Source organism: Variovorax sp. YR752, from assembly GCF_943372545.1.
In genome coordinates, this window is the sequence record NZ_CALRZC010000100.1 from 1 (window position 1) to 26,470 (window position 26,470).

The following is a 26,470-nucleotide window of genomic DNA, read 5'->3' on the forward strand; positions in this document are numbered from 1 at the left end:
AGGCCGGCAGGCCGGTGGGCGCAGCGGGGTGCGCGCGGCCCGGGTCGGCATCGACGATGGCGGGCGGCGCCAGCGCGGCGAAGCGGGCCAGCAGCTTGCGGTAGTAGGGCGCCTGCCAGTCGGGCTGCAGGGCCGGGCGGCGGTGGCGGCAGACGGCGGCGCTGAGCAGCACCAGCGCGAGGCGCGGCAGCAGGCCGTAGACCGCGATGCAGCCGGTGAGCCACAGCGCCCAGGTGCGCTGGGCCGCTGCGACTGGGGCGGCGGATTGCACGGTGGCCGCATCAGGCACGGGAAAGCCGAACTGCGCCGGCAGCCAGCCCAGCGCCTGCACCGCGCGCACGAAGAAGACGGGCTCGAGGATCGTGGTTTCCCAGCTCAGCGTGTAGCTGCGAAAGGCAAGGGCGAACAGCATCGCGGCCAGCACCACGGCGAACGACAGCGCCCAGATGCCGTGGCTCACGAGTCCGAAGGCCCAGGGCAGCAGGCGGGCGCGCGTAAGCAGCCCCGTGGCTGCGCGCACCAGCAACGGCGCCTGCCCGCGCTGGCCGCCCGCCACGCGGGCCGTGAGCGACAGCCAGAGCCAGCCCAGCGAGGCCGTGCCGAAGGTGCCCGACGGCAGCCACAGGCCAATCAGCCACAGCGCCAGCGTGAGCGCATGCAGGCCCAGCAGACTGACGAGCGCGACGATCACGTTGATGTGGCGGTCATTGCCGCCGACCACCTGGCCCGCGAGGCCCAGCCCTGCGATCACGACCAGCGCCACCAGCGCCAGCAGCACCCACGGCGCCCACTGCCGGCCGCGCGCGAGTTCGGCCTGCAGGCCCATGCGCTCGCCGAGCTGGCGGGCGCGTTCAATGATTCGGGAGTGGCCGTCGGCCGTGCGCGAGGCCGCGGTGCGAAGGGCCGACGCGTCGTCGAGCGGGCCGTTCTGTTCGGTCCATCGGACCGCTTCGGTGATCACCGCATCCGGAAAAGCAGGTTCGCGCAGTGCGGTGGTGGTCAACAGGGTCCCTTCTTCTTCGCCAATGACGCCCCGGCGCAGGAAAGCGGAGGCGGGGCGCGCAAATTATGCCCGGCGCTTCGCGAGGCCTGGCGCACGGCCAACGGGGCCGCGAACGGCCCCGTTGCGCTGCGCGTGCAGCAAAGGAAAGGACGCGCGGTCGGCGGGTTTCAGCGCAGGCCGAAGAACGACAGCACGGCCACGACGACCACGACCAGACCGACGATGTAGATGATGGAATTCACGCGAGGGCTCCTAGTGGTTGGCGATGACCCAGCATCGGGCGCCCGCCGGCGCGCGGGTGTCGGCGGGGGGCGGTGCGTGCTGTAGGACTCGCGAAGCGCGGATGCGACGACAAATGCCCGGCGCGGGCGTCCGCATTCGAGCCAGGCCCGCTGTGTGACCATTGTTTGCAATGAGCGGCGGGCATCCACGCAAGACTCTGCCCCTTCCAGAAAAGGCAAGGTCATGCGGCTCACCGAGCATTCCCCGTTCACAGGTTCCCACCCCGCGCACCCCGGCGCCCGCGCCCCGCGCGGCCCCGATGCACCCGTCCCGCCGCGCGTCAACGCGCAGTTGTTGCCCACGCTGTTCGACCGCCTGCGCGACGAGGCGCCCAGCCGCACCACCGAGCTGCCGTCGGAGTACACGGCCACGCCGGCCCAGATGCGCGAGATCATCCAGCGCGACCTGGCCTTGCTGTTCAACACCACCAACGCCGAAGACCTGATCGACCGCGTGCGCCATGCCGACGCGGCGTCTTCCACCGTGAACTACGGCGTGCCGCCGCTGGCCGGCAGCTACCTGTCGGAGCGCAAGTGGGCGGACATCGAACGCATCATCCGCCGCGCCATCCGCGACTACGAGCCGCGGCTGATTCCCGACAGCGTGCAGGTCGTACCGCTCATGAAGGAAGACGGCGCGGCCGAGGCCTACAACGTGTTGCTGTTCGAGATCCGCGCGCTGATCCATCTGAAGCCGTACCCGCTGGCGTTCACGGTGCAGAGCGCGGTCGATCTCGAGACCAACCGCATGCGCATCGTCGGCGCGGCGGATTGACGCGCGATCACCCGTCTTTCGTTTTCTTTCATCTCTTTCACTTCACACCACGCCAGGGAAGGCTCATCGTCATGGACCCGCAACTCCTCGAGTACTACAACCGGGAACTCGTCTACATGCGCGAGGCGGCGAGCGAGTTCGCCGCCTCGCACCCGAAGATCGCCCGCCGGCTGGGCATGCACGGCATCGAGGTGGCCGACCCGTATGTGGAGCGGCTCATCGAGTCGTTCAGCTTCATGTCGGCACGTATGCAGATCAAGCTCGATGCCGAATTTCCGCGCTTCACGCAGCGCCTGCTCGAGGTGCTGTACCCCAACTACCTGAGCCCCACGCCGTCGATGGCCGTGGCGCAGCTGCATCCCAGCGTGAAGGAGGGCGACTTCACGCGCGGCTTCGTGGTGCCGCGCGGCACGGCCTTTCATGCGCGCGTGCCCGCGGGCGAGCAGACGCCGTGCGAGTTCCGCTCCAGCCAGGACGTGACGCTGTGGCCCTTCGAGATCGTCGAGGCGCGGCTCACCGGCGCGCCGCCCGACATCCCCGCGCTGGAGCGCTACGTGCCGCCGCACGTGCAGGTGACGGGCGCACTGCGCCTGCGGCTGCGCATCGTGGGCGAGATGGGTTTTTCGACGCTGTCGGGGCTCGACCGGTTGCCGATCTACCTGCGCGGCAACGAGCAGGTGGCGTCGCACCTGTTCGAGCTGCTGCACACCTCGGCAGTCGCGACCTTCATCGGCGAGCCGGGGCAGCTGATGGACCGGCCGCATGTGGTGACCGAAGGCGCGCTGGTGCACGAAGGGCTGGCGCCGGGCGAAGGCCTGTTGCCGCTGGCGTGGAACACCTTCCATGGCCACAACCTGCTGCACGAATACTTCGCGTGTCCTGAGCGCTTCTACTTCTTCACGCTCACGCAGCTCGCGCCGGGGCTGGCGCGCATTCCCGGCAAGGAGGTCGAGATCGTCGTGCTGCTGAGCAAGCCGCCCGGTGCGCTGGGGGCGCTGGTCGATGCGGCGCAGTTCGCGCTGTTCAGCACGCCGGTGGTCAACCTGTTCGAGCGGCGCACCGACCGCATCGAGCTCGACACCGCGCAGACCGAGTTCCATCTCGTGCCCGACCGTTCGCGGCCGATGGATTTCGAGGTGTATTCGGTGCAGCGCATCGCCGGCCAGCAGGCGCGCACCACGGCCGAGATCGACTTCCGCCCGCTCTACCAGACGCTCAACGAAGACGAGGGCAACCACGGCCGCTACTTCTCGGTGCGGCGCGAGCCGCGGCTGGTGTCCGAGACGGCGCGCAAGTACGGCACGCGCACGCCGTACATCGGCACCGAGGTGTTCCTGTCGCTGGTCGACCAGCAGGAGGCGCCGTACCCCGAGAGCCTGCGCTACCTGTCGGTGAAGGCGATGCTCACCAATCGCGACCTGCCGTGCCTCGTGCCGCGCAACGGGCAGGCCGACCTCGCGGTGGCCGATTCGATCCCGGTGTCGGCCGTGGGCCTCATCCGTCCGCCGAGCACGCCCAAGTCGCCGTTCGCGCAGCGCGAGATCGCGTGGCGGCTGATTCGCCAGCTGGGTTTCAACCACCTGCCGCTGGCCGACATGCCGCACCGCGAGGGCGCGCAGGCGCTGCGCGACATGCTGCGGCTGTTTGTCACGGCCGACAACGACGTGCTGCGCCGGCAGATCGACTGCCTCGTCGGCTCGCGCATCGAGCCCGTGACGCGGCGCCTGCCGGGTGCGGGGCCGCTGATCTACGGGCGCGGCGTGCAATGCACGCTGAGCGTCGATGAAGAAGGGTTCTCGGGCACGAGCCCGTACCTGCTGGGGCTGGTGCTCGAGCACTACCTCGCGCGGCACGTGAGCATCAACGTGTTCACGCAGACCACGCTCGAATCGATGCAGCGCGGCACCGTCGCGAAGTGGCCCGTGCGCATGGGCGGGCGAGGCGCGGTCTAGCTTCTCTTCGGCGGGAGCGCCTGCTCGAGCAGCCACAGCATGGCGGCCCGCACCTTGGCGGCATCGGCGCCGGCATCGATCTCCAAGGCCGCGCGGTCGAAGGCGGCCGACAGCAGGCGGGCGAGGGCGTCGAGCGACACCTCGCCGCGGCCCATTCCGGCGCGCGCCAGCCCCTGGCGCAACGAGTTCGCCGACGTGGCGTCGTCCATCGACATCATCTCCGCCATGCCCAGCACGGCCGGCCCGTCGATCAGCAGCAGCCGGGTGCGTCCCGGCACCGTCATCGCCTTCAGGTAGGCCTCGCTGCCCACGAGCAGGGCGTCGCGCGGGCCGAGTTCGTCGGGCGTGGCCGCGTCGATATCGGCCGCGACCGCCTGCGCTTCGAGCAGCAGCACCTGGCGGAACAGGTCGCGCTTGTCGTTGAAGTGGTGGTACAGCGCGCCGCGCGTGATGCCGGCGGCCATGGCGATCTCGGGCGTCGAGGTGTCGCCGTAGCCCTTGCTGACGAACAGCGTGCGGGCCGCCTCGGTCAGTGCGAGGCGGGTGGTTTCGGTGCGTTCGCGGTTGGTGCGTGCCGGGGTTTTGACCATGACCCTAATTTACATGCAGTCTGTTTGTGGATTAATATTTAACTTACATGCAGTTTGTATGTTTAATCCACGAAGGAGCCACCCCATGAAAGTGACGAGCTATTACCCGGTGATCATGACCAACGACGTGGCCGGCACCGCGGCCTTCTACCAGGCGCATTTCGGGTTTGCGTCGCTGTTCACGACCGACTGGTACGTGCACCTGCAACTGGCGGACGATGTCTCGGTGAACCTCGCCGTGCTCGACGGCACGCACAAGACCATTCCCGTCGAAGCGCGCGGGCAGGTGGCGGGCGGGTTGTTGCTGAACTTCGAAGTGGAAGACCCCGACGCGGTGCACGAGCGCCTGAAGGCGGCCGGCCTGCCAATCCTGCTGTCGCTGCGCGACGAGGCCTTTGGTCAGCGCCACTTCATCACGCGCGACCCGAACGGCGTGCTGATCGACATCATCAAGCCGATCCCGCCGTCGGGGGAGTTCGTGCAGCAATACGAAGCCGGCGCGCTGCCGACCTGAGGCCCGTTCAGGCGCGCAGGGCTTCGTCTTCTTCCAGTCCGTCGCCCAGGAAGCCGCCGCTCTGGTGCGCCCACAGCCGCGCATACAGGCCGCCTTGCGCCATCAGCGTGCGGTGGTCGCCTTCTTCGACGACGCGGCCTTCGTCGAGCACGATCAGCCGGTCCATCGCCGCGATGGTCGACAGCCGGTGCGCGATGGCGATCACGGTCTTGCCTTCCATCAGCGTGTACAGGCTCTGCTGGATCGCGGCCTCGACCTCGGAGTCGAGCGCGCTCGTCGCTTCGTCGAGCAGCAGGATCGGCGCGTCTTTCAGCATCACGCGCGCAATGGCCACGCGCTGGCGTTGGCCGCCCGACAGCTTCACGCCGCGCTCGCCCACGTGCGCCTCGTAGCCGCGGCGTCCGCCCGCATCGCCCAGCGTCTGGATGAAGTCGTGCGCCTCGGCGCGCCTGGCAGCCGCTTCGATCTGCGCCAGCGTGGCATCGGGCCGGCCGTAGGCGATGTTGTCGGCCACCGAGCGGTGCATCAGCGAGGTGTCTTGCGTGACCATGCCGATGTGCATGCGCAGCGAATCCTGCGTGACCTTCGCGATGTCCTGCCCGTCGATGAGGATGCGGCCGCTTTCCAGGTCATGGAAGCGCAGCAGCAGGTTCACCAACGTCGACTTGCCGGCGCCCGAACGGCCGACGAGGCCGATCTTCTCGCCGGGCTTCACCACGAGGTTCAGGTCGTCGATCACGCGACGGCCTGCGTCGCCGTAGCGGAAGCTCGCATGCTCGAAGCGCACCTCGCCGCGCGGCACGTCGAGCACCGTGGCATCGGCCGCGTCGAGCACCGTGCGCGGGCGCGACAGCGTCTTCATGCCGTCCTGCACCGTGCCGATGTTCTCGAACAGGCTGGTCATCTCCCACATGATCCAGTGCGACATGCCCTGCAGCCGCAGCGCCATCGCCGTGGCGGCGGCCACCGCGCCCACGCCCACCGTGCCGTGCGACCACAGCCACAGCGCCATGCCCGCCATGCCGGCCGTGAGGCCCATGCTCAGCGTGTGGTTGACGATCTCGAAGGCGCTCACCAGCCGCATCTGGCCGTAGCCGGTGTGCATGAACTCGCGCATCGCGTCGCGCGCAAAGCCGGCTTCGCGCTGCGTGTGCGAGAACAGCTTGACGGTCGCGATGTTGGTGTAGGCGTCGGTCACTCGGCCCGTCATGAGCGCGCGGGCGTCGGCCTGCGCCTTGCCGATCTTGCCCAGGCGCGGCACGAAGTAGACGAGCGCGCAGATGTACAGCGCCAGCCAGATCACGAAGGGCCACACCAGCTGCGCGTCGAGCACGCCCACCAGGATGATCATGGTGGCCACGTACACGCCCATGGCGACCAGCACGTCGGCCAGCACGAACACGGTTTCGCGCACGGCCAACGCGGTCTGCATCACCTTGGCCGTGATGCGGCCCGCGAACTCGTCCTGGTAGAAGGCCATGCTCTGGCCCAGCATCAGGCGGTGAAAGTTCCAGCGCAGGCGCATCGGCAGGTTCACCGCGAGCGTCTGGTGCTTCACGATGGTCTGCAGCGCCACCACGCCGATGCTGATCACCAGGAACGCGGCCAGCCACATGAGCGTGTCGCCGCGCTCGGCCCACAGCTGCGACGGCACCTGGCCGCCGAGCCAGTCGACGATGCGCCCGAGGATCGCGAACAGCGCGGCCTCGAAGATCGACATTACCGCGGTGAGCACCGCCATCGCGGCGATCTTGCCGCGCACGCCGTGCGTGCAGGCCCACAAAAAGGCAAAGAAGCCCTGGGGCGGCAGCGCGGGTTCGGCGGCGGGATAGGGGGTAAGAAGTTTTTCGAAGAAGCGGAACAAGGAATCGGTCTCCAGGAGAGCCTTCGACTGTAGCCCTGCATGCATGACCTTGCCCCGAAAAGGTGCGTTCGCGGCCGGTGCCTTCAGCAACCCTTCAGCTGCGTCGTGTCTTGCTGTCGTCGGCGCGTGCTGCCTTTGTTTCCATGCCCCCCAGCCGCTCGCTCAGGAAGTCGATGAAAGTTCGCAACTTGGGCGACATGTACTGCCGGCTCGTGTACACGGCGAACAGCGTGACCGGCATCGCTTCGAACGCGGGCAGCAGCTGCACCAGCCGGTCCTGCGCCAGGTCGTCGTCGATCAGCCACACGGGCAGGTACGCAATGCCCATGTCGGCGCGCACCGTATGCAGCGTGAGCGTGGTGTCGTCCGAGCGCATCGCGGGCGTGAGCCGCAGCGGAAACATGCGCCCGCCCGGTCCCTTGAGTGCGAGGTTGTCCAGGTTCACGTAGCTGGGCACGATCGCGCCCAGCTTCGCCAGGTCGGCCGGCACCGCGGGTGGGCCGCCGTGGCGCTTCAGGCAGGCCGGCGTGCCGACGAGGTGAAAGGGCACACGGCACAGCGGCCGTGCGATGAGCGCGGGCGAGGGCTCCTGCGTGGCGCGCAAGGCCAGGTCGTATCCGTCGGCCGCGAGATCGACCTTGCGGTTTTCGAGGTGCATGTCGACCAGTACCTCGGGGTACGTCTCGCGGTAGTCGGCCAGCACGCGCGCAAAGCGCGGCGTGGCGCACCACACGGGCGCGCTCACCTTGAGCTGGCCGCGCGGCGTGTCGCGCGTCTGGCCGATGGCGGCCTCGGCCGCGTCGAGCAGGTCGAGCGCGCGGCGGCTCTGCTCGTACCAGGCGGTGCCGGCTTCGGTCAGGCTCAGGTGGCGGCTCGAGCGGTGCAGCAGCCGCGCGCCCAGCGATTTCTCGAGCTGCGCCACGTGCTTGCTGGCCATCGGCGCCGACAGGCCCAGCCGCTCGGCCGCGGCCACGAAACTGCCGGCCTCGACGACCTCGCGGAACACGCGCAGGCTGGTCATGCGGTCCATCGATGATTTCCTGTGAAGAAAGGATTTGATGCATCGTAGCCTGTCGATTTCCTGGAAGGAAATGTCTACAGTCGATCCAACGCCTTCAAGGAGCATCGACTTGACCCACGACACAACGCTTTCTCGCCTGCCCACGTATTTCATTTCGCACGGCGGCGGCCCCTGGCCCTGGATGAAGAAGGAGATGGGCGCGACCTACGACCAGCTCGCCGATTCACTGGCCGACATGCCGCGCCAGATCGGCCGCACGCCGTCCGCCATCCTCATGGTCTCGGCGCATTGGGAGGCGCCCGCCTTCACGGTGCAGGGCAACCCCAGGCCGCCGATGATTTACGACTACGGCGGCTTCCCGGCCCACACCTACGAGGTGCGCTACGCCTCGCCCGGCTCGCCCGAACTCGCGCAGCGCGTGCAATCGCTGATCGCCGCCGCCGGCCTGCCGGCGCAGATCGACCCCGAGCGCGGCTACGACCACGGCATGTTCGCGCCGATGGCCGCGATGTATCCGAACGCCGAGGTGCCGGTGGTGCAGCTGTCGCTGCGGCGCGGGCTCGACCCGGCCGAGCACCTGGCGCTGGGCCGCGCCATCGCACCGCTGCGCGACGAGAACGTGCTCATCGTCGGCAGCGGTTTGAGCTATCACAACCTGCGCAACTTCGGCCCGCAGGCGCACGGCGTGTCGAAGGCCTTCGGCGACTGGCTCGACGAGACGTCGGTGCAGGCCACGCCGCAGGCGCGCGTGCAGCGCCTGCAGGACTGGGCCTCCGCCCCGTCGGCGCGCGTGGCGCATCCGCGCGAGGAGCACCTGATTCCGCTGATGGTCGCGGTGGGCGCGGCCGAAGGCGAGGCTGGCGAGCGCGTCTACCACGAGGACGCCTTCATGGGCGGGCTCGTGGTGTCGAGCTACCGCTTCGGCGCCAGCTGAGTCTTACTGCGCGGCGACGGGCATGCCCAGCAGCAGTTGCGCCATGCCCTTGCCCATCGGGTCGGGCCGCAGCGAAGTCGGCCCGCCGCCGTCGAGCGCCTGCGTCATCAGGAAGTTGAGCGCATGCAGGCCCGGCACGTCGTAGCGCGTGACCTCGCCATGGACCAGGTGACCGAGGTAGGCGCGCACGCGTTCCGGCGTGAGCTCGCGGTGCAGCAGCGGCAGGTCTTCGGGGCGGCGCGCAATGATCGCGATGTTCGACGTGTCGCCCTTGTCTCCCGAGCGGCCGTAGGCCAGCGTGATGAGCGGCACGGTGGCGTCGCTGTTGGATGACGGCGGCATCGCGGTCGGGCCGGCCTTGATGCCCGGCGTGTCGGGGAGCGCGGCATCGCGGCAGGGAATCTCCACGCGTTCTTCCCGCTCGCCGATCACCACGCGCGGCGCGGGCAGCCGGTCCTTGCGGACCAGGCAGGAGAACAGCCGGTAGCGCGGCTCCACGGCGGCGCGGCTGTTCAGCGTGAGCGCGCTGCCGCTGGTGGACCCTGGCGCGAACGACACCCCCGGCGCACGCGCCTCGCGCGAGAACAGCTCGAGCGCCGCCTTGTCGCGGTGCGTCACCGCCACGCGGGCCACGGCCTCGCGCAACCCCACGGCAGTGGCGTGCGGGCCGTAGCTGTCCTCGGCGCCGATCACGCCGACCAGCGTCTTGTCGAAATCGTCCAGGCCTTGCGCGCGCAGCATGCCTTGCACGCGGCCCAGCAGCGCGTGGCCGGTGCGCCGCGCCTTGTCCAGCGCGTCGGCGCCGAACACCGACACCTGCGCGATGCAGCGGTAGCCCTGCTGGTAGGTGGCCGACAGCTTGTAGGTCGGCGGCGGCGGCAGGCCGCGCGCGCCTTCCACGCGCACGCGGTGCGGCCCGACCGCGACGGCCGTGACTTGCGTGAAATCGCAGACCACGTCCGGCAGCACGTAACGGGCGGGGTCGCCCACTTCGTAGAGGATCTGCTCGCTCACCGTGGCCGGCGTCACGAGGCCGCCGGTGCCCTCCGGTTTGGTGACGACGAAACCGCCGTCGGCCGTGCATTCGACATACGGATAGCCGATGTTTTCCCAGTCGGGCACCTCGGCCCAGTCGGTGAAGATGCCGCCCGTGGCCTGCGCGCCGCACTCCAGGATGTGGCCTGCCAGCGAGCCGGCCGCCAGCCGGTCGTGGTCGTCGGCCGACCAGCCGAACTCGTGCATCAGCACGCCCAGCGTGGTGGCGCTGTCGACGATGCGGCCGGTGACCACGATGTCCGCGCCCAGGGCGAGCGCGCGCGCGATCGGCAGGGCGCCCAGGTACACGTTGGCGCTGTCGATGCCGGTGGGCATCGGTGTGCCGGAATAGAAGTCGCGCGTGTCTTCGGCTTCGAGCGCGGGCAGCAGCGACAGGCAGTCGTCGCCCTCGACGAACGCCACCTTCAGCGGACAGCCCAGCGTGCGCGCCAGTGCTTCGATGCGCGCCGCGCAGCCACGCGGGTTCAGCCCGCCCGCGTTGGCAACCAGTCGGATGCCGCGGCGCGCACACACCGGCAGGATCTCGCGCAGCGTGACGTCGATGAAGTCCGTCGCGTAGCCCTGCGCGGGGTCGGTCTTGCGGGCTTGGGCGAAGCTCGACAGCGTCATCTCCGCGAGGTAGTCGAACACGAGGTACTGCATGCCCGGCACGTCGACGAGCTGGCGCGGGCCGAGGATGCTGTCGCCGATGAAGGCGCAGGCGCCCCCGATCTTCACGGTCTTGTGTGGGTTCATGGCGTCAGTCCAGTGAGAGGTTCAGCTGGCGGATCACGTCGCCGTTGACCTGGGTTTCGCGCGCGATGAAGGCCGCCAGTTCGGCCGGTGTGCCGCCGACCGCCTCGGTGCTGATGGCGGCGAGCTTGGTGCGCAGCTCGGCGCCCTTGAGCACGACGGCGAGTTCGGTCGAGAGCCTGTCGACGATCGCCGCGGGCGTCTGCGCCGGGGCCATCACGCCGGCCCAGGCGTAGGTCGCGAGTTCGGGGTGACCGAGTTCCTTGAGGCTGGGCACCTGCGGCAGCAGCGGCGAGCGCTCCTGCCCCGTGACCGCCAGCGCCGTGAGCTTGCCCTGGCGAATGTGCGGCCCCATGGCCGAGATGGCGTCGAACATGAAGCCGACGCGGTGGCTGACGAGGTCGGTGGTCGCGTCGGCGGTGCCTTTGTACGGCACGTGCATCGTGCCCTTCATGCCGGTGGTGCGCGCAAAGCGCTCGCCGAGGAGGTGCGCCGCCGAGCCCACGCCGCTGCTGGCAAAGCTCAGCGGCGGGTTGCCGTCGCGGCCGGCGCGCACCAGGTCGTCCACGCTGCGCACGCCGGGGCTGGCCGTGACCAGCACGAGCGAGGTGCGCGTGAGCTGCGAGACCGGCGCCAGTTCGGCGGCGCGGTAGGGCAGGCGGCGGTACAGCGATTCGTTGTTGGCGTAGGCGCCGATCACGACCAGCAGCGTGTAGCCGTCGGGCGCGGCCTTGGCCACGAGGTCGGTGCCCAGGATGCTGTTGGCGCCGGGCTTGTTGTCGATCACCACGGGCTGGCCGAGCCGCACCGACAGGTCGCGCATCACGTCGCGCGCAATGATGTCGGTGTTGCCACCGGCGGGGTAGGGCACGACCACGCGGATCGGGCGGTTCGGGTAGGTGGTCTGCGCCATCACTGCGGCGCCGATCAGCGCGAGGACCACGGCCGTGAGGAGGCGCGCCGCCACGTGCGCGCGGCGGGTCTTTTTCTTCTGCATGTTGTTGTCTCCAAGGGTGTCCGGTGCATCTCGCCGATGGCGTCGATGCCTGCCGGATGCGGTTCATTATGGAAATCGCATCGATGCCTGCCTAGCCGTACCATGGAGTTTTGCGATAACCAAATGGAATCGGGCGACCGGCCGTCACCATGCAGCTCAAGGACCTTCATTCATTCCGCGTGGCCGCCGAGCGGGGCAACCTGCACCACGCCGCCGATGCGCTGGGCGTGACGCAGCCGGCGCTGTCCAAGTCGATCCAGCGGCTCGAAACGGCCTTGGGCGTGCGGCTGTTCGAGCGCACCGCGCGCGGCGTGGCGCTCACGGCCATCGGGCAGGCGCTCTATGCGCGCAACCTGGGCCTGGAACAACTCGTGGACGACATGCGCACCGAAGTGCAGGACATGAAGCTCGGGCAGTCCGGCAAGCTACGCATCGGCACCGTGCCCGCCATCGTCGAGTCGGTGATGACGCCGGTGTTCGCGGCTTTCCTCGGCGCGGGCAAGGACGTCCGTTTCGAGACGCAGGTGCAGCTCAGCGGCGTGCTGCTGCAGCAGCTGGAAGCGGGCGCGCTCGATTTCGCGATTGCCGCCGTCAACCGCGAGGTGCCTCCGGCGCTGACCTGCACCGTGCTCGGCGAGCAGGAGTCGTACGTGGTCGCGCGCAACGGGCATCCCTTTCACCGGCGCGCGTTCACGCTGCACGACATGGCCGCGCAGCCCTGGGTGTTGCCGCCGTCGAGCATCACGCTGCGCGCCTGGGTCGAGTCGATGTTCCGCGACGCGGGCATCGATCGACCCACCGCCTTTCTCCAGTCGGATGCGTCGCCCGCGGTCTTTGCGCCGCTGGTGCGCAGCACGAATCTGCTGACCGTCATGACTTCGGATTCGCTCGGATCTTCCATGGGAACGGGGCTGGCCGCATTGCCGTCGCCCGCGCCGGTCTGGGCGCTGGAGATCGGGTTGTTCTGGCGGCGCAACGCCTACTTCTCGCTCCTGATGAAGCAGTTCCGCGACCAGGTGGTAGAGGTGTTCGACGCGCGCAACCTGCAGCTGAACCGGCGCAGAGCGCGGCCATCGCGTGGGTGAGGTTGCAGGGTGCGCGGCAAAATAAAGCCATGCCCACGCCCGCTCTTCCCACCCCCACCGAATCCGCCGAAGCCCGGCGCCTGATCGCCCGCATCGAAGCCCTGTCCACCTCGCACGACCCCGTGCACGACGGCGTGCGCGTGCGCTGGCGCCGCTTCGGCACCGACACGACGAAGCCGCCCATCGTGCTGCTGCACGGCGGCCACGGCAGCTGGATGCACTGGCTGCGCAATGCCGAGGCCTTGTCGGCCGAACGCACGCTGCTGCTGCCCGACATGCCGGGCTTTCACGATTCCGATGCGCTGCCACGCGTGGCGCCCGGCGAAGACGCGCTGGTGCCGCTGCTGGCCGCGCTGGGCGGCACGCTCGACGCGCTCATCGGCGCCGGCACGCCCATCGACCTCGGCGGTTTCTCGTTCGGCGGGCTCACCGCCGCGCGCTTCGCGGTGCGGCGCGGCGCCATCCGCCGGCTGGCGCTGATGGGCAGCGGTGGCCACGGCACCTTGCGCCGCATGACGGTCGAGATGATCAACTGGCGCGCCGCGCCCGACCGCGAGACCGAGCGCGCCGCGCTCATGCACAACCTGGGCGCGCTGATGCTGCACGACCCGGCCGCCATCGATCCGCTGGCCTTCGAGATCCACGACCTCTCGTGCCACGGCACGCGCTTTCGCAGCAAGGAGGTGTCGCTCTCGGGCGGGCTGCAGACCGCGATCGACACGCTGGCCGTGCCGACGCTGCTGCTGTGGGGCGAGTTCGATGTCACCGCCGACTCGCGTCCGCTGGTGGCGCAGCTCGCAAGCGAAGGGCCGAACCGCGAAGGCGTGGTGATCGACGGCGCGGGGCACTGGGTGCAGTACGAGCGCGCCGACGCGGTCAACGCGCAGCTGCTGAAATTCTTCGGCTGAGGTTCACAGGCCCAGCGCGCCTGCATGCCGGCGCCAGAACGCCGCATCGGGGAAGCTGCCTGCGCCGGCCGCGGCGTTGTCGGCCATGTGCTCGGCGCGGCTCGTACCGGGGATCGCGCAGGTCACGGCCGGATGGCTCAGCACGAACTTCAGCAGCACCTGCGCCCAGCTGGTGCAGCCGATTTCGGCAGCCCAGGCGGGCAGCGGCTTGTCGCGCAGGCGCCGCAGCAGGCCGCCGCCGCCGAAGGGCATGTTGACGATCACCGCCACGCCGCGCTCGGCTGCGAGCGGCAGCAGGCGCTGCTCGGCGTCGCGCGCGTCGAGCGAGTAGTTGATCTGCAGAAAGTCGAGCGTCTCGGCGCGCAGCACGGCCTCGACTTCGCCGTAGGCCGAGGCGGTGTAGTGCGTGATGCCGAGGTAGCGCACGCGGCCCTTGTCCTTCCAGCCGCGCAGGGTGGCCAGGTGCGTGCGCCAGTCGACGAGGTTGTGCACCTGCATCAGGTCGATCTGCTGCGTGCGCAGCCGCGCGAACGATTGCTCCATCTGCGCGATGCCGGCCTCGCGGCCCGAGGTCCAGACCTTGGTGGCGAGGAAGGGCTTGGTGCGCGGCTTGGCGGCGGCCAGCAGTTCGCCGGTGGTTTCCTCGGAGCGGCCGTACATCGGCGAGCTGTCGATCACCGTGCCGCCGGCCGCGAAGAGCGCCTCGAGCACGCCGGGCAGGCGCTGGTATTCGTCGGTGCCGGGGCGTTGGTCGAAGCCGATCCAGGTGCCGCAGCCGATGACCGGCAGGGCTTCCTTCGTGGAGGGAATGGGGCGGGTGGTCATCTGCATCGCGGGCCTGCTCGGTTGCTGCTGGGCGAAGGAGGGGAGCGCGGCGCCCGCGCACAGGGCCGCGCCGAGCCGCAGCAACTGCGCGCGCGTCAGGGCAAGAGGGCGGGGCTCGTTCGTGAAAGGCGTCGTCACGAACGAAATTCTGCGCCCGCGAGGCCCGCGGGCGGAAGGGGCCTCAGCGCAGGTAGCGCCCGTCGGCCTTGAGCATCGACAGCTCGGAGAAGGTCAGCCCGCGGTGCTCGCCGGGCCGGTACGACACGGCGATGCCGCCGAGGTCGAGCGTCTTGAACGACTCCAGGCCCTTCTGCAGCGACTCGGGCGTGGGGTTCGCGCCCGCGCGCTTCAGGCCCTCGACCATGACCTTGGCCGTGACGTAGCCCTCCAGGCTCGCGTAGCTGAACTCGGTCGCGCCGATCTTCTTCATCGCCGCCTGGTACTCGGCGATGACGGGCATCGCGCTGTTCCACGGGTAGGGCACGACCTGCGAAATGACCACGCCGGCCGCGTCCTTCTTGATGTCCTGGAAGAGTTTTTGCCCATTCAGGAAAGAGAACGAATAGAACGCCGTCTCGCCGCCGGCTGCGCGGTAGGCCGAGATGAACTTGGCCGCCACGTCGTTGGTGGCCGACAGCACCACGGCCTTGGGCTTGAGCTTTGCCAGCTCCGCGGCGCGTTCGGCCGCATCGGAGCCGTCGTTCTTGATGGCGACGCTGCCGACCATCTTGTCGCCGCGTTCGGCAATGAACTTCTGCGTGCTCTCCATCGCCGAGCGCGCGCCGGGGTTGTCGTTGTGCGCGAAGGCGATGCGCGACAGGCCGATCGTGAACAGGTGGTTCACGATGCGGCTGTATTCCTCGTCGAAGCTGATGCGCACCGGAAAACCGAACTCGCTGAACTTCACCACCGGGCCCGCGCCCGTGTACGGGCCGACGACGGGAATCTTCAGCTCGTTGGCCGCCTTCAGCGCGCCGACCGCCGACGAGGTGCCGATGGGCATCAGCACGCCGACGGCGCCGTCGCGCGCGAAGGCCTTGACGTTCTCGGCGCCCTTGGCGGGGTCGTAGGCGTCGTCGAGCTGGCGCAGCTCGACGGGCCGGCCGTTGATGCCGCCGCTCGCGTTCAGCGCGGTGAACATGGCGCGGATGCCGACGAGCGGCTCGGTCGACAGCGACGCGAGCGGGCCGGTCTGCACGTAGGTCTGGCCGATCAGCAGCGGCTTGGCGGTCTGCGCCTGGGCGGCGGGAGCCACCGTGAAGACGAGGGCGGCGAAGGCCGAAGCCAGCAATTGAATCTTTTTGTGGATCATGGTCACAAATTGTTAACAAACCGATCTTAAGGCGCTGGCCTTCGCAGGTAAATCGATCTCTGGTTGCGACCTGGGAAATACTGTATAAAAATACAGTTAACAGTTGCAATCATGGGCCTCCCTTTCCTCGACTCCTTTTCCACCGCCGCCGGCCGCGGCGTCTGGCATGCCGACGAACTCGGTCTGGCGGACGCGCAGGTCGTGGCCACCGGCCATGCCGCGCTCGACGCCGAGCTGCCCGGCGGCGGCTGGCCCGTGGGCGCGATGACGGAGCTGTTGCAGGCCACGCCCGAGGCCCATGTCTGGCGCCTGCTGCTGCCCGCGCTGGCGCAGGCCGTGGAGGCGCGCGAGGGGCCGGTGGTGCTGGTCGGCGCGCCCTACGAACCCTGCGGCGCCGCGCTGGGGGCGCAGGGGCTGCCGGTGGAGGCGCTGATGTGCGTGCGCAGCGACGCCCCGGCCGCGCGGCTGTGGGCCTGCGAGCAGGCGCTGCGCTGCGCCGAGATCGCCGCCGTCGTCGCCTGGCTGCCGCAGGCCCGCGTGGGCGAGCTGCGGCGGCTGCAGCTGGCCGCGGCGCAGCACGAGGTGCTGCTGTTCGTGTGCCGGCCCGAGTCGGTGGCGCTGTCGGCGTCGCCCGCGCGCCTGCGCCTGCGCGCCGAGCGCTGCGCGGACGACCCGGCGCAGATCGCGCTGCACATCCTCAAGCGCCGGGGGCCGCCGCTGGCCGCGCCGGTGCGGGTGCCGGCGCGCAACGCCCGCATGAGCGCGCTGCTGGCCGCCGCCCGCGTGCGGCGCCAGTTGCGCCTGCAGCCGCAGGCGTCCGTGACACCGGCCGCCGCGCCGTCGGCCACGGTGGTGCGCATCGATGCGTGGAAAGGAGGCCCGGATGCACTGGATCGCCTTGCAGTGGTCGTCTGAAGCCGAGGAAGGCGACGCACCCGACATGCCCACGCCCGAGGCCCTGGGCTGGTGGGCGCTGCGGTTCACGCCGCACGTCGCCTGGCAGGACGAGGCGCTGATGCTCGAAGTCTCGGCCTGCGAACGCCTCTGGGGCGGCCGCGCGCCGCTGATGCGCCAGCTGCTGGCCATCAACCCCGTGCCCGACGCGCGCATGCTCGGCGCGCAGGGCGCCACCAGCCTGATCGCGCTGGCGCGGCTGCGCCTGTTCGCGCGCAATGAACACCGGCCCGCCGAGGTGCCCGCCGGCCTGCCGCTGGACACGCTGACGGCCGCGCGCGGCCACCTCGACCTGCTCGCGCGGCTGGGCTGCCGCACCTGGGGCGATGTGGCCGCCTTGCCGCGCGGCGGCCTCACGCGGCGCTTCGGCACCGAACTGCGCGCGGCGCTCGACAGGGCCTGGGGCCTGCGCCCCGAAAGCCACGCCTGGCTCACGCTGCCCGACGTGTTCGAGCAGAAGCTCGAATTGCCCGCGCTGGCCGAGACCGGGCCCGAACTCATGTGGTCGGCCAACCGCCTGCTCTCGGCGCTGCAGATCTGGCTGCGCGCCCGCCAGCGCGGGGCGCGCGCGCTCGAGCTGCAATGGACACTCGACCTGCGGCGCCTCAACGGCGTGACCCTGCCGCCGCACCAGCAGCTCACCGTGCGCACGGCCGAGCCCACGCAGGACATGGCGCACCTGCGCCGCCTGCTGTCCGAAAAACTCGCGCTCACCACGCTGGCCGCGCCCGTGAGCTGGCTGAAGCTGCGCACGCTCGAAACCGATCCGCTGGCCGGCGCCAGCACCAGCTTCCTGCCCGAAGACAACCGCAAGGGCGACAAGCTGCACGAGATGGTCGAACGGCTCAGCGTGCGGCTCGGCGCCGACCAGGTGCTGGTGCCGGTCGCGCAGGCCGACCACCGGCCCGAGCGCCAGCAGCAGTGGCGACCCGCGCTGCAGAAAGAGAAAACGCCTGCGCCCGACAAGGCCCGCAAAGAAGCCGCCTCGCAGCCCGATGCGATCTATCCGCCCTGGCTGCTGCCCGAGCCCTTGCGGCTCGAGATGGACGGCGAGCGCCCGTGCTACTGCGGGCCGCTGCGCAAGCTCGTCGGGCCGCAGCGCGTCGAGGCCGGCTGGTGGGGCGGCGAGGACGACGGCGGCCAGCCCGCGATGCGCGACTACTACGTGGCCGAAAGCCCCGAGGCCGGCCTGGTGTGGATCTTTCGCGAGCGACCCGCCACGCGCTTTTCGTCGGGCGAGGTGCGCTGGTACCTGCAAGGCTTCTATGCCTGACCTGAGCGGCAAGGAGGAACGCAAGCGCCTGCCGGCCAAGGTGCATGTGCTGCCGCAACGGCAGAAGCCGGTGCCGGGGTTGCCCGACTACGCCGAGCTGCACTGCCTCACGAACTTCAGTTTCCAGCGCGGCGCCTCGACGCCCGAAGAGGTGGTCGAGCGCGCCTACCACCTCGGCTACGCGGCGCTGGCGATCACCGATGAATGCTCGGTGGCGGGCATCGTGCGTGCTTATGTCGCATTGCGTGATCTGCCTGCGAAGCTCGACGAGTACGAGCGCGAGAACCCGGATGAACCACCGATCCCGCGCAACCCCGGTTTCCGCCTGCTGTTCGGTAGCGAGTTCCGCTTCGAGCGCTTCAAGCTCGTGGTGATCGCGAACGACACCGAGGGCTGGGGCAACCTCTGCGAGTTCATCACCGCCGCGCGCAACACCGAGTTGCCCAAGGGCGAGTACCGCGTCGATTGGGACACGAGCGACGTCGCCTCGCTGCAGCGCTGCCAGGTCCTTTTCGTGCCGCGCCGTCCGCCGGGCGGCATGCCGGACGCGGCCACCGTGCAGGAAGACCTGGCCGCGGCCAGGGCGCTGTACGGCGACAACCTCTGGCTGGCCGTGGAGCTGTTCAACGAACGCGACGACGACCTCTGGTTCGTCACGCTGATGCAGGCGGGCGAGCAGGCCGGCGTGCCGCTGGTCGCGGCCGGCGACGTGCACATGCACGCACGCGGCCGCAAGCCGCTGCACGACGTGCTCACGGCAGTGCACGAAGGCTGCACAGTCGCCGACTGCGGCTTTGCGCTGCAATCGAACGCCGAGCGGCACCTGCGCCAGCGGGTTCGCTTGGCCGAGCTGTATCTGCCCGCGATGCTGGCGAACACGCTGGAGGTGGCGCAGCGGTGCCGCTTCGATCCCGAGGTGATCCGCGAGACCTACAAGTACCCGCTGGAAACTGTGGGCAGCAGCGAGACGGCGGCGCAGACACTGGTGCGCAAGACCTGGGACGGCGCGCGCGTGCGTTACCCCGACGGCATTCCCGAGAAGGTGCGCGCGCAGGTCCAGAAAGAGCTCGACCTGATCACCGAGCTCGAATACGAGATGTTCTTCCTCACGGTGGAAGACATCGTGCGCTTCGCACGCTCTCAAGACATCCTCTGCCAGGGCCGCGGCTCGTCGGCCAACTCGGCGGTCTGCTACTGCCTCGGCATCACCGCGATCAACCCCGACAAAGGCCACCTGCTGTTCGAGCGCTTCCTGAGCCGCTATCGCAAGGAACCGCCCGACATCGACGTCGACTTCGAGCACCAGCGGCGCGAAGAAGTCATCCAGTACATCTACAAAAAGTACGGCCGCGAGCGCGCCGCCATCGCCGCCGTCGTCATCTGCTACCGCTCGCGCAGCGCCTTGCGCGACGTCGGCAAGGCCATCGGCATCGACGAGCGACTGGTCAACGAGTTCGCCAAGGACCACTACTGGTTCGACGACACCGCGCTCGGCGAACAGCTCGACAAGGCCGCCGCGCGCGTCGGCGTGAAGGAAGACCGGCTCAAGCTGGTGCAGTGGATCGAGATGACGCAGCGGCTCAAGGGCTTTCCGCGCCACCTGAGCCAGCACGTCGGCGGCTTCGTGCTCACGCACACCAGGCTCACGCGGCTGGTGCCGGTCGAGAAGGCGTCGATGAAAGACCGCTCCGTCATCCAGTGGGAGAAAGACGACCTCGAAGCGATGGGCATGCTCAAGGTCGACGTGCTTGCGCTCGGCATGCTCAGCGCCATCCGCCGCGGGCTCGACCACATGAACCGCTGGCGCGGCTCGATGGTGCAGATGCACCACATCCCCAACGACGACCCCAAAGTGTTCGACATGATCTGCGACGCCGACACCATCGGCGTGTTCCAGATCGAGAGCCGGGCGCAGATGTCGATGCTGCCGCGCCTGAAGCCGCGCACCTACGAAGACCTGGTGATCGAGGTGGCGATCGTGCGGCCGGGGCCCATCCAGGGCGGCATGGTGCATCCGTACCTCAAGCAGCGCGAACGGGTGGCCAAGGGCTTGGAGATCACCTATGAAAAGGAAGCACTCCGGCCGGCCCTGGAGCGGACCTTGGGCATCCCGATCTTCCAGGAGCAGGTGATGCAGATCGCGATGATCGCGGCCGGATTCTCGGCCGACGAAGCCGACCAGCTGCGCCGCGCCATGGCCGCGTGGAAGCGCAAGGGCGGCCTGGGCAAGTTCCACGACAAGCTCGTGAAAGGCATGACCGCCAACGACTACAAGGAAGCCTTCGCCGAAGCCATCTTCAAGCAGATCCTCGGCTTCGGCGACTACGGCTTCCCCGAAAGCCACGCCGCGAGTTTCGCGCTGCTGGTCACCATCAGCAGCTGGCTCAAGAACTACGAACCCGCCTGCTTCCTCGCCGCGCTGCTCGACTCGCAACCGATGGGTTTCTACAGCCCTTCGCAGCTGGTGCAGGACGCGCGCCGCCATGGTGTCGAGGTGCGCCCGGTCGATGTCACCTGCAGCGACATGGACACCACGCTCGAAGCCCGCGCACCCGATGCGCCGCGCATGCCGGCGGGCACCGACACGCGCTACGCGGAGCGCCTGGGCAACGAGCACCAGCCCGCCGTGCGGCTAGGCCTGAACCGGATCTCGGGGCTCGGAAAGGACGGCGCCGAACGCCTGCTGAAAGCCCGCGCCGAAGCACCGTTCACCAGCACCGAAGACCTGGCCCTGCGCGCCGAACTCGACGGCAAGGACATGGCCGCGCTCGCGGCGGCCGATGCGCTGATGTCGCTCTCGGGCCATCGCCGCCAGCAGGTGTGGGACGCCACCGCGCAGCATCGTTCGTCGGCCCTGCTCAAGGGCGTGCCGATCCACGAGCAGGCGCTGCTGTTGCCGGCCGCGCCCGAGGGCGAGGAAATCGTCGGCGACTACGCGTCGCTGGGCCTCACGCTGCGGCGCCATCCGCTCGCACTGCTGCGCCCGCGCCTGGCGCGCATGAATCTCATGAGCGCGGTCGAGTTGCGCGCCGCGCGCAGCGGCCAGACCGTGCGCGCCTGCGGCATCGTGAAGGGTCGGCAGCGGCCCGGCACCGCCAACGGCACCATCTTCGTCACGCTGGAAGACGAGACCGGCAACGTCAACGTGATCGTCTGGAACCACGTCATCGAGGCCTGGCGCGAGCCGCTGCTCAAGTCGCACCTGCTCGCGGTGCAGGGCACCTGGCAACGCGACGACGACAGCGGCGGCAAGGTGCAGCACCTGATCGCCACCGGCTTCAAGGACCTGACGCCGCTCCTGGGCCGGCTGGCGCAGAGCAACACCAGCCGCGACTTCCACTGACGCCGCCTGATCCGACGAATGCAACCGATCGTTCCATGCCTCGCGCCGGCCCTTACTTTTCGCTAACCTGTTCTTCCCATGTCCGCACTCGCCGCATTCGCTCCCGCCGATGACGTGGTCGCCACGCCGATCGGCCCGCCGCCGCCCGCGCCCGATGTGCCGGTGCCCATGCCGCCACCGCCGCCGCCCGGGCTGCCACCCGAGGGCGATCCGCCGCCGGCGCTGCCGCCCGTGACGGACCCCGGCTTTCCGCCGCCGGTGACAGACCCGCCGCCCCTGCAGACGGCCGTGCCTTTCGGGAAGCCGCACGCACGGCGCCTGCGCGAGATCTACCGTTCGGCCGGCTGGCCCTGCTGCGACACCATCGAGGTCGAGCTGCTCGCGGGCGGTTTCCTGGCGCGCGTGCGCAGCGAGCTGGGCCACGAGACGCTGCGCGTGACCGACGCCGGCATCGCGCGCATCGCCACCACGCTCACCATCAACCGCGCGGCGCTGACGCCGCACGAAGCGCTGGTGGAGCGCGTGGCGCGCGAGATGACGCGCGGCGGCCGCATCGCCTGGCGCGGCCTCGGCCTGCGCGCCCGCCTGCCGCCGCTCGAAGAGGGCGGCAAGCCGCGTTGGTGCATGGCGCGGCCCGACGTGTTTTCGATCCGCAACACCAGCGTCGAGGCCTATGCGCATCCCATCGTGCACGAGGTGAAGGTGAGCCGCGCCGACCTGTTGGGCGACCTGCGCAAGCCCGACAAGCGCGCGGCCTACCTCAACCTGGGCGGCGAGTGCTGGTACGTGCTGGGCAACGACGCCAAGGGCCGCTGCATCGCATCACCCGACGAAATTCCGGCCGGGTGCGGCGTGATGGTGCTCGAGGGCGACCGCCTCGTGGTGGCGCGCGCCGCGGTGCACCGCGCCTTCGAGCGCATTCCTTTTTCGATGTGGCTGGCGCTGGCCAAGGCGCAGCCCGTGGCGGGCTTCGAGGACGACGCGCAAGACCTGTTGATCTGACCCCGCCGGCGTCGTCAGTGCTCGTCAGGTGATGGCGTCGTAGTCCCGGTGCGCGACGGCGACCACGTTGCCCGGCTCGAACTGGCTCGCCATCTGACGCAGCCCTTCCTCGCGGTCTTCACGGCTGGCCTGCGGGTCGAACATCTGGTCGCAGAACTCGAGCAGGTCTCGCACGATGCGCTCGTGGCGGTAGTAGGCGAGGGCGAGCGCATCGACGGCCTGTGTCGTGCCGTAGCCCTCGAAGAACAGCGCTTCTTCGCGTGGCTGGTTCCACACGCCGCCGACACCCCCGCCGATGAACATCAGGTCGCGTTCCTTCGGCGCGAGGATGAGCGTGTCCCAGTCGACGATGCACAGGCGATCGTCGTCGCCCAGCAGCACGTTGCCCGCGTGCAGGTCCGAATGGCACAGCACCTGCGGCAGCGACTTCTCGAGCAGGATCGAGGCGAGCTGTTCGCTGCGGTAGATGAGCGAATCGATCTCCTCGTCGTGCGCGTCCCAGAAGGCGAGGAAGTGCACCACCAGATCGTCGCCCGCCACGCCGTTGATGAAGCGGCGCTGGTAGCGGCGCACGCCTTCGCGCCAATGGTGTGAATAGCTTTCGCGCGGAAGGCCCGCACGCAGAGATTCGGGCAGCTCAGCGCGGTGGATGGCGTTCAGCGCAGTGCCGAGTGCAGTCCATTGCCGGTCAGTCGGTGTGCGCGTGAAGCCGTCGGCGCCGTCGAAGAGCGGGTAGAGCGCCCAGTCGAAGCCATGGTCTTGCACGCTGAGTTGCTGTGCCAGCGTGGGCATCGGCGCCATCACGGCGTCGATGCCTTGCGTGTGGTGCAAGACGGCCGGCACATCGACCACGGCCGCCGCGCCGCCACGACGCAGCTTCAGAAAGTACGCGCGGCCGTCCGGCGCATCGATGCGGAACGCCGCCGAATCGACATCGGCGCCCAGCGGCAGAAATTCGGCGCGGGCGGCTTCAAGGCCCCAGTGGCTGGCGAGGCAGGCGGCGATGGCATCGTTCGGCAAGGCGGGCGGCGTCAGCATGCGGGGTAGGCGTCCAGGAGTTCGTGGCGAAAGGGAGGCGTGCGGTGCGAGCGGACCAACCGGAATTCGCGCGCCGTCCAGTGGATCGGTGGCAGCTGCGCAGGGCACGCGGCGCGCTCGCTTTTCCTCGCAATTGTGACGTGAGGCGTCCAGCCGCCAGCGTAGGAAATGAAGCCGGCCTGCCGTAGCGCGTCCGTCAGCGCGTTATGGAATTCGCGCAGTCCGTCGTGTGCGGCGGGGCGGACCACCGAGATGTCGTTGGGCCAGGTGCCGGAGCTGTCGAGCGTGAGCTCAAGCAGTGGCATCGGCACGCGGGCCAGCGTGTCGCGCAGGCGTTGCTCGGCCTCGCCGTGGTGATCGGGCAGGCAGCACAGCGTGAGATGCAGCCGCTCCGCAACTGACAGAGTGCAGCCGCGCGGCCACCACCAGTCTTTGCGATGCGCGACGATTTCTGCGCGCACTTTCGCCGTGGGAAAGAGGCCGATGAGGAGCTGCCGGGGTTGCCAGGACGTGGCCATGGCTTCCTCACCTTCAGGCCTCGGGCGGCCACCAGTGCGCGGCCGTGGTCTGGAGCACGCGCGCGGCCTGGGCGCGGATGTCCAGGGCATCGGGCGCGCCCTTGTCGCGCGTGACCTTGAAAGGCCAGGTCGACAGCCGGCCGGTCTTGCCGGTCGTGTGTGAACGCGACTGCAACGGATGCTGCCGCGAGGAGAAAAAAAGCACCTGCGCGGAGGGCGCAGGCGGGTTGGCGGTGGTCATGGCGTCGCCTCGAATGTTGTTCTTGGAGACGCGCCATTCTAGAGAAAAGACTGTATTTATGTACAGTATATTTGCAGTCTATCGAAGATCGTTGCCCAGCAAGGCGTCAAGGTCGATGGCTGCGGCCATCGCCTTGTAGCCAGCGTCGCCGGGATGCAGGTGATCGCCCGAATCCATGGCGGCTTTCAGGCGGGTCGGCCGGGTCGGGTCGCGCAGCAGCGCATCGACGTCGAGCACCGCATCGAAGGCGCCGCTTTCGCGAATCCAGCGGTTCACGGCCTGGCGCACCGTGTCTTTTTCGGGCGAGTGGTGGCCGGCCAGCGGCGTGCCTTCGAGTGCGCGTTCGTTGGGTGGAATCGTCGCGCCGACGATGCGCACGTTGTGGGCATGGGCCATCTCGATCAGCTGGCGAAAGCCCTGGATCACGGCTTCGGCGCGCACCGCGGGCTCCTGCGGCGCAAAGGGACCGCCGGGCCAGCCGATGTCGTTCGTGCCGAGCAGCACGACCATCGCGCGCACGCCGGGCTGCGCGAACACGTCGCGGCCCGCGCGTTCGAGTGCCGCGCGGCCCATGCCGTCCTTCAGCAATCGGCCGCCCGAAATGCCGGCATTGAGCACGCCCACGCCGCGCGGTGCGAGCCGTTCGGCCAGTGCGTCGGGCCAGCGCGTGTGGGCGCCGGGCGTCGAGCCGTTGCCGTCGGTGATCGAGTCGCCCAGCGCGACGACGGTGACGGGGGCCTGGGGCGTCTCGACGATCAGGCCGCTCACGTAGACGCGGGTGCTCCACGAGGTGGCTGCGGCCGGCAGTTGCGCCGCGGCGCTCAGGTCGCCGTCGGCGATGTACAGCGTCTGCCGTGCGTCGAAGTGAAAGCCCGCGGGCTGGCTGGGCGTGGGCAGGTAGAGCGACACGGCCACTTCGCTCAGCGCGGGCAGCGGCAGGTCGACCGGGTCGCTCACGAGGCGCGCGCCCGGTGGCAGGGTCACATCGGTTCGTCCCCCGAAGCGCAGCACGCGATCGGTGCCTTCGACGATGGCCGAGCCGTTCGCATGGCGGGCCACGCGGGCGGCTCCGATGTGCAGTGGCGCGGTACCGCCTTCGTTGCTGATCACCACGCGCAGCCGCGTGCCGCCAATGCTCAGGCGCGCCACCTGGCGCAGCGTCTGCCGCTCGAAGCGGGCGGGAATGCCGAGGGGCAGCACGAAGTGCTCGTCCCACAGCGGCTGGGTGGCGGCCATCCAGCTGGGGCTCCAGTGCGTGGGCGCTGCCACGGAAGCGGTGGCGGCAGCGGCGAAGGAGAGGGCGAGTGCGCCCTGGCGCAGGATCGATGTGAGTCGCGAAGCGGTCATGTGAAATGTCCTCGGGTGAAAGAAAGAAGCGTCGGTGGACGAACTGTCTTCCATTCGAATCACGAGGGGTAGAAGGCAGAATGGCATGCATCACATTCCCGATTCGAATGACCATCCCATGGACACCCTTCGCGCACTCTCCGCCTTCGTGCACAGCGTCGAGCTCGGCAGCCTCTCGGGCGCGGCCCGCGCGCTCGACACCACGCAGCCCACCGTGAGCAAGCTGGTCGCGGGGCTGGAACGCTCGCTCGGCGTGCGGCTGCTGCGGCGCGCGGCCACCGGCCTGAGCCTCACGGAGGAGGGCCAGCGTTTTCATGAACGCGCGCGCCGCATGCTCGAGGACTACGGCGACGCCGTGGCCGATGCGCGCGCCCAGGTGCAGCAGCCGCGCGGCCTGCTGCGCCTGAGCGCGCCGGTCACTCTGGGGCAGCGGCACCTCAACGCAATGGCGGTCGAGTTCCTGCGGCTGTACCCCGACATCGAACTCGAGCTGGTGCTCGACGACCGCTTCGTCGATCCGCGCGAGGAGCGCATCGACGTCTCGCTGCGCGTCGGCGGCGCATTGCCGCCCGACCTCGTCGCGCGCCACCTTGGCAGTTGGCCGCGCGTGCTCGTCGCCTCACCCGACTACGTGGCCGCCCGCGGCAAGCCACGCACGCCGCAGGACCTGCTGGCGCACGACTACCTGCGCTATGCGGCGGGCGACGACGGCGTGCTGCTCACGGGCCCCGACGGCGCGGTCACCGTGCCGGTGCGCAGCCGCTACCGCGTCAACAACGCCGTGGCGCTGCTCGACAGCGTGCTCGCGGGCGCGGGCGTGTCGCTGCAACCCACGTGGATGGTCGCGGACCTGCTTGCGCAAGGGAAATTGGTGCGCGTGCTCGCACGGCACACGGGGCCGGCGC

At 69.5% G+C, this 26,470-nt stretch carries 24 protein-coding genes; 11 read left to right on the forward strand and 13 right to left on the reverse strand.

Annotated elements, in window-relative coordinates; translation table 11 throughout:
• Together AAG801_RS22125 and AAG801_RS22130 are read right to left on the reverse strand one after the other, a co-directional pair.
• A partial coding sequence (locus AAG801_RS22125; protein ID WP_341890291.1) for a DUF2868 domain-containing protein occupies positions 1–1,003 on the reverse strand: 1,003 nt, incomplete at its 3' end.
• 167 nt (positions 1,004–1,170) lie between these two features.
• A complete protein-coding gene (locus AAG801_RS22130) occupies positions 1,171–1,470 on the reverse strand; it encodes a hypothetical protein (protein WP_341890292.1) in 300 nt (99 codons plus the stop codon).
• On the opposite strand from AAG801_RS22130, the gene tssE reads away from it, so the two are divergent.
• Positions 1,469–2,059, forward strand: coding sequence for a type VI secretion system baseplate subunit TssE (tssE, locus tag AAG801_RS22135; protein WP_099796546.1), 591 nt, complete (start codon positions 1,469–1,471; stop codon positions 2,057–2,059). The two genes, AAG801_RS22130 and tssE, sit on opposite strands and share 2 nt — an antisense overlap.
• Positions 2,060–2,130: 71 nt before the next feature.
• Positions 2,131–4,011 carry a type VI secretion system baseplate subunit TssF gene (gene tssF, locus AAG801_RS22140; RefSeq protein WP_341890293.1) on the forward strand — a complete coding sequence of 627 codons (1,881 nt, stop codon included), beginning with the start codon at positions 2,131–2,133 and terminating at the stop codon, positions 4,009–4,011.
• On the opposite strand, the gene AAG801_RS22145 is transcribed toward tssF, so the two are convergent.
• Entirely contained in the window at positions 4,008–4,601 is a 594-nt protein-coding gene (locus tag AAG801_RS22145; protein ID WP_341890294.1) for a helix-turn-helix domain-containing protein, read from the reverse strand. The genes tssF and AAG801_RS22145 overlap by 4 nt on opposite strands.
• Positions 4,602–4,686: 85 nt before the next feature.
• Between AAG801_RS22145 and AAG801_RS22150 the strand changes: the two genes are divergently transcribed.
• Positions 4,687–5,115 carry a VOC family protein gene (locus tag AAG801_RS22150; RefSeq protein WP_341890295.1) on the forward strand — a complete coding sequence of 143 codons (429 nt, stop codon included), beginning with the start codon at positions 4,687–4,689 and terminating at the stop codon, positions 5,113–5,115.
• Positions 5,116–5,122: 7 nt separating this feature from the next.
• Here AAG801_RS22150 and AAG801_RS22155 read toward each other — a convergent pair whose 3' ends face one another.
• On the reverse strand, positions 5,123–6,979 hold the full coding sequence (locus tag AAG801_RS22155) for an ABC transporter ATP-binding protein (protein ID WP_341890296.1): 1,857 nt from the start codon (positions 6,977–6,979) through the stop codon (positions 5,123–5,125).
• A gap of 94 nt (positions 6,980–7,073) precedes the next feature.
• Positions 7,074–8,009 (reverse strand): LysR substrate-binding domain-containing protein, encoded by a 936-nt coding sequence (locus AAG801_RS22160; RefSeq protein ID WP_341890297.1) that lies wholly within the window; start codon positions 8,007–8,009, stop codon positions 7,074–7,076.
• 100 nt (positions 8,010–8,109) lie between these two features.
• On the opposite strand from AAG801_RS22160, the gene AAG801_RS22165 reads away from it, so the two are divergent.
• A complete protein-coding gene (locus AAG801_RS22165) occupies positions 8,110–8,934 on the forward strand; it encodes a class III extradiol ring-cleavage dioxygenase (protein ID WP_341890298.1) in 825 nt (274 codons plus the stop codon).
• A gap of 3 nt (positions 8,935–8,937) precedes the next feature.
• Here the strand turns inward: AAG801_RS22165 and AAG801_RS22170 are convergent, their stop codons facing one another.
• Positions 8,938–10,725 (reverse strand): acyclic terpene utilization AtuA family protein, encoded by a 1,788-nt coding sequence (locus tag AAG801_RS22170; protein WP_341890299.1) that lies wholly within the window; start codon positions 10,723–10,725, stop codon positions 8,938–8,940.
• A 4-nt stretch (positions 10,726–10,729) separates the two neighbouring features.
• Entirely contained in the window at positions 10,730–11,719 is a 990-nt protein-coding gene (locus tag AAG801_RS22175) for a tripartite tricarboxylate transporter substrate-binding protein (RefSeq protein ID WP_341890300.1), read from the reverse strand.
• A 149-nt stretch (positions 11,720–11,868) separates the two neighbouring features.
• On the opposite strand from AAG801_RS22175, the gene AAG801_RS22180 reads away from it, so the two are divergent.
• Positions 11,869–12,804, forward strand: coding sequence for a LysR family transcriptional regulator (locus tag AAG801_RS22180; RefSeq protein ID WP_341890301.1), 936 nt, complete (start codon positions 11,869–11,871; stop codon positions 12,802–12,804).
• A gap of 29 nt (positions 12,805–12,833) precedes the next feature.
• Entirely contained in the window at positions 12,834–13,712 is an 879-nt protein-coding gene (locus AAG801_RS22185; RefSeq protein WP_341890302.1) for an alpha/beta fold hydrolase, read from the forward strand.
• A gap of 3 nt (positions 13,713–13,715) precedes the next feature.
• On the opposite strand, the gene AAG801_RS22190 is transcribed toward AAG801_RS22185, so the two are convergent.
• Both AAG801_RS22190 and AAG801_RS22195 read right to left on the reverse strand, forming a co-directional pair.
• Positions 13,716–14,636 (reverse strand): aldo/keto reductase, encoded by a 921-nt coding sequence (locus AAG801_RS22190; protein WP_341890313.1) that lies wholly within the window; start codon positions 14,634–14,636, stop codon positions 13,716–13,718.
• Between the two features lie 82 nt (positions 14,637–14,718).
• Positions 14,719–15,849 (reverse strand): ABC transporter substrate-binding protein, encoded by a 1,131-nt coding sequence (locus AAG801_RS22195; RefSeq protein WP_341890303.1) that lies wholly within the window; start codon positions 15,847–15,849, stop codon positions 14,719–14,721.
• Between the two features lie 111 nt (positions 15,850–15,960).
• Between AAG801_RS22195 and imuA the strand changes: the two genes are divergently transcribed.
• The 4 genes from imuA to AAG801_RS22215 all read left to right on the forward strand — a co-directional run bounded on the left by imuA (position 15,961) and on the right by AAG801_RS22215 (position 22,421).
• Positions 15,961–16,764 carry a translesion DNA synthesis-associated protein ImuA gene (gene imuA / locus AAG801_RS22200; protein ID WP_341890304.1) on the forward strand — a complete coding sequence of 268 codons (804 nt, stop codon included), beginning with the start codon at positions 15,961–15,963 and terminating at the stop codon, positions 16,762–16,764.
• Complete coding sequence (locus tag AAG801_RS22205; RefSeq protein WP_341890305.1) at positions 16,733–18,076, forward strand: DNA polymerase Y family protein; 1,344 nt, start codon at positions 16,733–16,735, stop codon at positions 18,074–18,076. Before imuA ends, AAG801_RS22205 begins: the two co-directional genes overlap by 32 nt.
• Positions 18,069–21,419 carry an error-prone DNA polymerase gene (locus AAG801_RS22210; protein ID WP_341890306.1) on the forward strand — a complete coding sequence of 1,117 codons (3,351 nt, stop codon included), beginning with the start codon at positions 18,069–18,071 and terminating at the stop codon, positions 21,417–21,419. Before AAG801_RS22205 ends, AAG801_RS22210 begins: the two co-directional genes overlap by 8 nt.
• A gap of 78 nt (positions 21,420–21,497) precedes the next feature.
• On the forward strand, positions 21,498–22,421 hold the full coding sequence (locus AAG801_RS22215; protein ID WP_341890307.1) for a hypothetical protein: 924 nt from the start codon (positions 21,498–21,500) through the stop codon (positions 22,419–22,421).
• A gap of 24 nt (positions 22,422–22,445) precedes the next feature.
• On the opposite strand, the gene AAG801_RS22220 is transcribed toward AAG801_RS22215, so the two are convergent.
• The 4 genes from AAG801_RS22220 to AAG801_RS22235 form a co-directional block, all read right to left on the reverse strand.
• Entirely contained in the window at positions 22,446–23,459 is a 1,014-nt protein-coding gene (locus AAG801_RS22220) for an aminoglycoside phosphotransferase family protein (RefSeq protein WP_341890308.1), read from the reverse strand.
• Positions 23,453–23,977, reverse strand: a complete 525-nt coding sequence (locus AAG801_RS22225; protein WP_341890309.1) for a 2'-5' RNA ligase family protein — start codon at positions 23,975–23,977, stop codon at positions 23,453–23,455. The genes AAG801_RS22220 and AAG801_RS22225 overlap by 7 nt, the downstream gene beginning before the upstream one ends.
• 13 nt (positions 23,978–23,990) lie before the next feature.
• The gene (locus tag AAG801_RS22230) at positions 23,991–24,218 is read right to left on the reverse strand and encodes a hypothetical protein (protein ID WP_341890310.1); all 228 of its coding nucleotides are present in this window, start codon (positions 24,216–24,218) and stop codon (positions 23,991–23,993) included.
• A gap of 78 nt (positions 24,219–24,296) precedes the next feature.
• Positions 24,297–25,565: an SGNH/GDSL hydrolase family protein gene (locus AAG801_RS22235; protein ID WP_341890311.1), complete on the reverse strand. Its 1,269-nt coding sequence runs from the start codon at positions 25,563–25,565 to the stop codon at positions 24,297–24,299.
• A gap of 118 nt (positions 25,566–25,683) precedes the next feature.
• Here AAG801_RS22235 and AAG801_RS22240 point away from each other — a divergent pair.
• Positions 25,684–26,470 (forward strand): LysR family transcriptional regulator (locus tag AAG801_RS22240; RefSeq protein WP_341890312.1); only part of this gene is annotated, 787 nt, incomplete at its 3' end.